This is a genomic window from Marinitoga arctica, assembly GCF_054657315.1.
The window spans coordinates 22,786-29,669 of sequence record NZ_BAAHYY010000029.1 but is presented as its reverse complement, the minus strand read 5'-3'; the positions used below and the strand labels follow the sequence as shown (position 1 = coordinate 29,669).

Here is a 6,884-nt window from a genome sequence, read left to right as displayed (position 1 = left end):
TTAAATATAAAATAATTAATTATATTTACACAAAATAATTAATTATATTTACTTTTCAAAGAGCTATAATAAATAAATATCTATACATATCTTATTATACGAGGGGGAAGTTTAATGACTATTGATGAAATTTTAAAAATGACAAAAACAGAAATAAAAAAAAGATCTTTTAAAGAAATTTCTAAAATGTTAGAATTAATATCTCAAACATTCCAAAATAATAGTGATTTGGATATTGAATATGCTTTAGAAATTTACAAAAAGGGATTAGATTTACTATTAATTGCTAAAGAAAAACTAGCAGTTACTAAAGAAGAAAAAGAAAAAATTGATAAAAAATTTGAAGAAATTAAAACTAAATTTGAATTTTAAAATTACTCTTAAATTCTAAGGAATTTTTAAGGTTTTGAAGGTATCATAAAAATGAAATTTTAGAATTTAGGAGGTGAAAAAATGAAAAAAACGTTTTTTATTATGCTGTTATCATTACTAAGTATTTCTATGTTTGCATGGGTAAAAACTCCTATTTTAAATGAAAAAGAACTTTTTGAGGTAACTGGAACTATTATTAACATTAATTCAGAAAAAAGTGGTAGATTTCTTACTATTGAATTGAAAGATAAAAAAGATTTTAAAGCTATTTTTCCAAATGCTCCAATATTAGAAAAGTGGTTTGAAAAAGACACGGATATAACTCTTTATGGTTATTATATTCAACTGAAAACAGATAAATATTTTATTCCTGTAAAGATTAATTATAAGGACAAAACAGTAGATTTAAGGGAAGAGATTTCTAGAAAATTATATCAAAAAAAGTATTATCAAAACATGCTATACAACAAAAAAATAATGAAATACTGGAATCCACCTATTCAAAAATACCCATATTATTACAATTATAGACTTAGAAAACCGGGGATTAATACTCATAATAGATTTAATCCAAATTATATGCCAAAACCATATAATCCTCCAATTAAATAAATGGATATCCTCATTTGAGGATATCCATTTTAATTTTATCAATGTACAAAAAAATTTAAATATATAAAAGTAAGAATTTGCTATTTTATGGAATAATTTGGTGATTCTTTAGTAATTGAGATATCATGTGGATGGCTCTCTCTAATACTCGAAGAAGTAATTTTTATAAATTCGGCTTTTTTATGCAGTTCATTTATATTTTTTGCTCCAATATATCCCATACCAGATTTTAATCCACCTAATAACTGATAAATCACTTCTTCAACTTTACCTTTGTATGGAACCATTCCTTCAACACCTTCGGGTACAAATTTATCTGTATCTGTAACATTTTCTTGAAAGTATCTATCTTTACTCCCTTTTTTCATCGCGCCAATAGATCCCATTCCTCTATACGTTTTATATTTTCTCCCTTTGTATAAAATTGTTTCTCCGGGTGCTTCATCAGTTCCTGCAAACATACTACCTAACATAACAGTATTTGCTCCAGCAGCTAATGCTTTTACAACATCTCCAGAATATCTTATACCGCCATCAGCAATAACAGGGATGTTATATTTTTTTGCTACCATAGTTACATCTATAATAGCAGTTAATTGAGGAACTCCAATACCTGCTACAATTCTTGTTGTGCAAATAGAGCCAGGGCCAATCCCAACTTTCAAAGCATCTGCACCGGCATTAATTAAATCAATGGCAGCTTTTTGAGTTGCAATATTACCTGCAATAATAGGTATATGAGGGAATTTTTGTTTTAAGCCTTTTAAAGTGGAAATAATATTTTTAGAGTGACCATGGGCTGAATCTAATACTAATATATCAACATTTGAATTAATCAAAGCAGAAGCTCTTTTTATTGCATCTGAAACACCTATTGCGCCACCAACCAATAGTCTTCCTTTATCATCTCTAGAAGCATTAGGATGTTCAATTACTGAAAAAATATCTTTTATTGTTATTAATCCTATTAATTTTTGTTTATTATCTATTATTGGTAATTTTTCAATTTTGTTTTGATGTAAAATTTCTTTAGCTTCTTTTATTGTAATATGAGGGCCAGCCACAATTAAATTTTTAAGAGGAGTCATTAAAGTTTTGGCTTTTTTGTTTGAATTTTTTTCAAATCTCATATCTCTATTTGTTAAAATACCTAATAATTTCTTATTTTCATCAACAACTGGAAGACCTCCAATTTTATAATCATGCATTAATTCTTCAGCTTTAAATATAGGAGTATCTGGTAAAATTGTTATTGGATCATAAATAATTCCATTTTCAGATTTTTTAACTTTTTCAATTTCATGCGCTTGTTCTTCGATTGTCATATTTTTATGAATAATTCCAATTCCACCCGCATGAGCCATAGCTTTTGCCATATCGCTTTCTGTTACCGTATCCATTGCTGCAGATAAAAATGGAGTATTTAAAAAAATATCTTTTACTAGGTGCGATTTTGTATTTACTTGAGATGGTGTTATCTCACTATATTTTGGAATAAGTAATACATCATCAAATGTAAGAGTTTCTCTAAACATATTTTCCTCCTTTCATTCCCATTCAATTGTTGAAGGTGGTTTTGAAGTAATATCATAAACAACTCTTCCAATACCAATAACCTCATTTGTTATTCTATTAGATGCTTCTTCTAATATTTCAAAGGGTATCTTTGACCAATTGGCAGTCATTCCTTCTACACTATCAACACTTCTTATAGCGAGTACATAATCATAACTTCTTTCATCACCTACAACTCCAACAGTTTTAATAGGAGTTAGAACAGTAAATGCTTGCCATACTTTGTTATACCAATTTCTTTTTTTTAGAACGTCAATAAATATAGAATCAGCTTTTTTTAATATATTTAATTTTTCTTCAGTTACTTCTCCAATAATTCTTATAGCAAGTCCCGGACCAGGAAATGGATGTCTATATAAAATATATTTCGGAATATTAAGAATTTCTCCAATTTTTCTAACTTCATCTTTAAATAAATTTCTTAAAGGTTCTATAATCTTTAAATTTATATTTTCAGGTAATCCGCCAACATTATGGTGACTTTTTATTTTTGCGGTTTTTTTACCCGAAGCAGCACTTTCAATTACGTCAGAATATATTGTTCCTTGAATGAGGAAATTATAATCATCTTTTGCTTCATTTTCAAAAACTCTAATAAATTCTTCGCCAATTATTTTTCTTTTCACTTCTGGATTTGTAACATTTTTAAGTTTTGTTATAAATCTTTCTTTAGCATCAATTATTGAAAGATTGATACCTAGCAATTCATTAAATATATTTTTTACTTCTTTTTCCTCATTTAATCTTAATAAGCCATGATTAACAAAAACAGCCTTTAAATTTTTTCCAATAGCATTATGTACTAAAACCGCTGCAACAGAAGAATCTACACCGCCAGAAAGTGCGATTATTGCTTTTTTATTACCAATTTCATCCTTTATTTCATTAATTTTATCTTCTATAAAAGAATTTAATGACCAATTTTTTTCGAGATTTGCAACGTTAAATAGAAAATTCATTAACATTTTACAACCGTATTCAGTATGTATAACTTCTGGATGAAATTGAAATCCATAAATTTTTTCAGAAAATTTAATTGCAGCATATATATTATTTTTAGTTTTAGCTATAACTTTACTATTTTTAGGTGGTTTTGTTACAGAATCACCATGGCTCATCCAAGTTATTATTTTTTTGGGAATATCATTAAAAATGATATTATCTAATAGTTCAATTTCTGTTTTTCCATATTCGGAGATATTAGTTTTTTTCACAGTACCATCTAAATTTTTTGCTAATAACTGAAATCCATAGCAAATTCCTAAAATAGGTTTTTCAGAGTTTAAAACCCAATTTGGTAAAGGTAAACTATTTTCATCATTAACGCTATTTGGTCCGCCTGATAAAATAATAGCACCGATTTCATCATTTGGTTTTTCATCATATTGGATAACCTCAGAATATACACCAATTTCTCTAATTCTTCTTGCCAATAGTTGAGTGTATTGAGATCCAAAATCAACTATAAATACTTTCTTCATAAACACCTCCTAAAAAAATATGCTCCTCTATAGAAAAGAGGAGCGTATAATATATATATATATACACACTACCCCTTTCCTATAGTCAGATGGTTTACGGCCATCCGGTAGAAACTTCCAGACCTTATTACTGGAATTATATAGGAAAGATTATTTAAAATATTTAATTTTCAGAATTTTAACAGAGAAAAACTGTCTTTTTTTTACTGAAATATTAATATTTTGTTAATCAGTTTTTTTTATATATAATAAATATTCTATATTTCCATTTTTCCCCCGAATAGGAGATTCAATTATTCCTAATATATTAAATCCCTTACATTCAAAAGCGTCTTTTACTTTTTCAATTGCTTCTTTCCTATAAATCTCTTTTTTTACAACACCTCTCACCAATTTTGAAGGTTCTAATTCAAATTGTGGTTTTATTAAAACAATTCCTTCAGCATTAAAATTAGTTATTTTTTTTATGGAATCTATTAATTTAGTTACTGAAATAAAAGAGACGTCACAGGTAAAAAAATCTATTTTTTCAAAATTTTCTTTACTTAAATATCGGGCATTTGTATTTTCCATTAAAATAATTTTTGGATTTTTTCTTAAAGATTTATGTAGTTGATTAGATCCAGAATCAATGGCATAAATCTTTTTTGCATTGAATTCAAGCAAAACTTGAGTAAAGCCACCAGTTGAAGAACCAAAATCTGCACATATTTTTCCTTTAACATCAATATTAAATTTTTCAAAAGCTTTTAATAATTTATAAGCGGCTCTACTTACATATTTTTCCTTTTCTATAACTTCTATATTATCTGAAAAATTTATTTTTTTTGATGGTTTATTAACTATAATTCCGTTGACTTTAACTTTGTTTTCTTTCACCAAACGCTGAGCTTTTTCGCGGGATTCGACAATGTTCTTTTTTACTAAAAAAACGTCCAATCTTATTTCCATTTTTTTACCTCATTTTTTATCTTTTGTTTTTTTGGTTATTTTTAATTTGTTATTATTTATAAAAATATTTTTTGAATCAAGAATAAAATTTTTTTCTGTAAATATTTTTATATTGTTACTTATTTTTGAAGTTATACCTGTATAATATAAACCTCCTGTTTTAAGATCAATAGTAAATTCTTTTCCTCCATATGTAGTAATAAAAATCTTATTTTCTTCTATAATTATAGAAGCTGGTGATCTTTCAAGATCTCTAAATATATTTCTCATACCTATTGTAATAAGCTCTCCATAAGAACTAACAATATATACTATAGAATTTTTTTCATAAGCAAATACAGGAATGCCATGAAATTGAATGTTTTTATTTTTTTCTATAGCACCATAAGGAGATGTAAATAAAGAATTTTCAGAAATAATAATATTATCATTTTTTTTAGAAATCCACACGCTTTTTTCTTTTCCGATTATTTCTATACCGGTTTCTAAATTAAAAATACCAAAAATTTTTTTGAAATTTATTTCTTTTTCTATAACTTCTGAGATTAAATAAACGGTATATTCATTATAAACATTTTTTAAATCAAAAGTAATTTTTTCATAGGGTGTTTCTAATATAAATATATTTGGCGGAAGATCTAATTTACTTTCTAATTTAATTTTTTTACCGTTTAACGTAGCTTCTCCTGTATATCCTACAAAATTAACAGTTATCCATCTATCAGGGATTTGCTTAAAACTTTGCCCGATAGGTAAATTAATAGGTATTTCAAATTCTAAATCATTTTTTAAGATTTTAATTTTCGAATTTTCTGTCCAATTGAAAAATGTAGAAGAAATCTTATTTCCATCGTCATCTATTATTTTACAATTATTTGCTATTAAATATATTCTTCTTTTAAAAACATTTTTAAAAACATTGTCTATTAAAGTATTATAATTGTTGATATTATCTTCTGATTTTATATTATCAAATTCGATAGAAATTTTAGATGCTTGAACAGTTATTTCTAGCCTTTTTGAGTTTGTTGAAGGTGGTGTTTCTATGTCAACGTATTTATATAAACTATAGAAAATATTAGAAAATAAATAATTAGGGCCATCATAAATTAGCCCTATTTTTTCTTTAGAAAACGTGTTTATAGTTATTAAAATAATACAGAATAAAAGTATAATCCTTGTGGTGGAGCTGATGCTGGAGCTTTTGATCGGTTTTTCGCTTCTAAAATTTCTTTTATATATTCTGGTTCCCAACTTTCTGTCCCTACCTTTACCAATGCACCTACAATATTTCTTACCATACGTCTTAAAAATGAATGTCCCTCAACTCTAATTAATATTAAATTATTTCTAAGTTTTAGTATTCTAATTCTATATATATTTCTTACAGGATTTCTTTCATCATTTCCTGTTTTAAAGGTAGAAAAATCATGTTCCCCCTCTAAATATTTTGCGGCTAACCTCATTTTGGAAATATTTAAATTATAAGGGAACCACCAAACTCTATCTCTTAAAAAAATATTAGGTTCATCATTTTGGTATATGAAATAATGATATATTCTTTTAGTTGCTTCATGGCGTGGTGAAAATTTATCTCTTACATTCAAAATTTTTCTTACATATATATCTTCGGGAAGATTAGCATTTAGTGCATCTTTAATATTTTTTAGTGTCATATTTTCATTTGGTACATTAAAAGCTATAACTTGTCCATATCCGTGAACTCCTGTATCTGTTCTTCCAGAACCCCATGAAATAATTTTTTGTTTGAATATTCTTTTTAAAGTTTTTTCAAATTCTCCTTGAACAGTTCTTACTTGGGGCTGCCCTTGAAATCCATTAAATTTTGTTCCATCATATGAAACTATTGCAGCAACTCTTCTCATATTTAAC

At 26.5% G+C, this 6,884-nt stretch carries 7 protein-coding genes and 1 riboswitch; of the genes, 2 read left to right on the top strand and 5 right to left on the bottom strand.

Features of this window, described 5'->3' with window-relative positions:
* Window positions 1–114: 114 nt before the first annotated feature.
* Entirely contained in the window at window positions 115–372 is a 258-nt protein-coding gene (locus ACYQ44_RS08305; RefSeq protein ID WP_459996528.1) for a hypothetical protein, read from the top strand.
* Window positions 373–453: 81 nt separating this feature from the next.
* Window positions 454–984, top strand: a complete 531-nt coding sequence (locus ACYQ44_RS08300; RefSeq protein WP_459996527.1) for a hypothetical protein — start codon at window positions 454–456, stop codon at window positions 982–984.
* An 80-nt stretch (window positions 985–1,064) separates the two neighbouring features.
* Here the strand turns inward: ACYQ44_RS08300 and guaB are convergent, their stop codons facing one another.
* From guaB to truA, 5 genes are all read right to left on the bottom strand, one after another.
* On the bottom strand, window positions 1,065–2,519 hold the full coding sequence (gene guaB / locus ACYQ44_RS08295) for an IMP dehydrogenase (protein WP_459996526.1): 1,455 nt from the start codon (window positions 2,517–2,519) through the stop codon (window positions 1,065–1,067).
* 12 nt (window positions 2,520–2,531) lie between these two features.
* Entirely contained in the window at window positions 2,532–4,040 is a 1,509-nt protein-coding gene (guaA, locus tag ACYQ44_RS08290; RefSeq protein ID WP_459996525.1) for a glutamine-hydrolyzing GMP synthase, read from the bottom strand.
* 62 nt (window positions 4,041–4,102) lie between these two features.
* Window positions 4,103–4,204: riboswitch (purine riboswitch) on the bottom strand.
* A 61-nt stretch (window positions 4,205–4,265) separates the two neighbouring features.
* Entirely contained in the window at window positions 4,266–4,991 is a 726-nt protein-coding gene (locus tag ACYQ44_RS08285; protein ID WP_459996524.1) for a TlyA family RNA methyltransferase, read from the bottom strand.
* A gap of 9 nt (window positions 4,992–5,000) precedes the next feature.
* A complete protein-coding gene (locus tag ACYQ44_RS08280) occupies window positions 5,001–6,245 on the bottom strand; it encodes a hypothetical protein (protein ID WP_459996523.1) in 1,245 nt (414 codons plus the stop codon).
* Window positions 6,140–6,877, bottom strand: a complete 738-nt coding sequence (gene truA, locus ACYQ44_RS08275) for a tRNA pseudouridine(38-40) synthase TruA (protein ID WP_459996522.1) — start codon at window positions 6,875–6,877, stop codon at window positions 6,140–6,142. The genes ACYQ44_RS08280 and truA overlap by 106 nt, the downstream gene beginning before the upstream one ends.
* Window positions 6,878–6,884: the final 7 nt, after the last annotated feature.

Coding starts and splice junctions, on each gene's coding strand:
- ACYQ44_RS08300 (WP_459996527.1), top strand. CDS start 454: ATGAAAAAAACGTTTTTTATTATGCTGTTATCATTACTAAGTATTTCT.
- truA (WP_459996522.1), bottom strand. CDS start 6,877: ATGAGAAGAGTTGCTGCAATAGTTTCATATGATGGAACAAAATTTAAT.
- ACYQ44_RS08285 (WP_459996524.1), bottom strand. CDS start 4,991: ATGGAAATAAGATTGGACGTTTTTTTAGTAAAAAAGAACATTGTCGAA.
- guaB (WP_459996526.1), bottom strand. CDS start 2,519: ATGTTTAGAGAAACTCTTACATTTGATGATGTATTACTTATTCCAAAA.
- ACYQ44_RS08305 (WP_459996528.1), top strand. CDS start 115: ATGACTATTGATGAAATTTTAAAAATGACAAAAACAGAAATAAAAAAA.
- guaA (WP_459996525.1), bottom strand. CDS start 4,040: ATGAAGAAAGTATTTATAGTTGATTTTGGATCTCAATACACTCAACTA.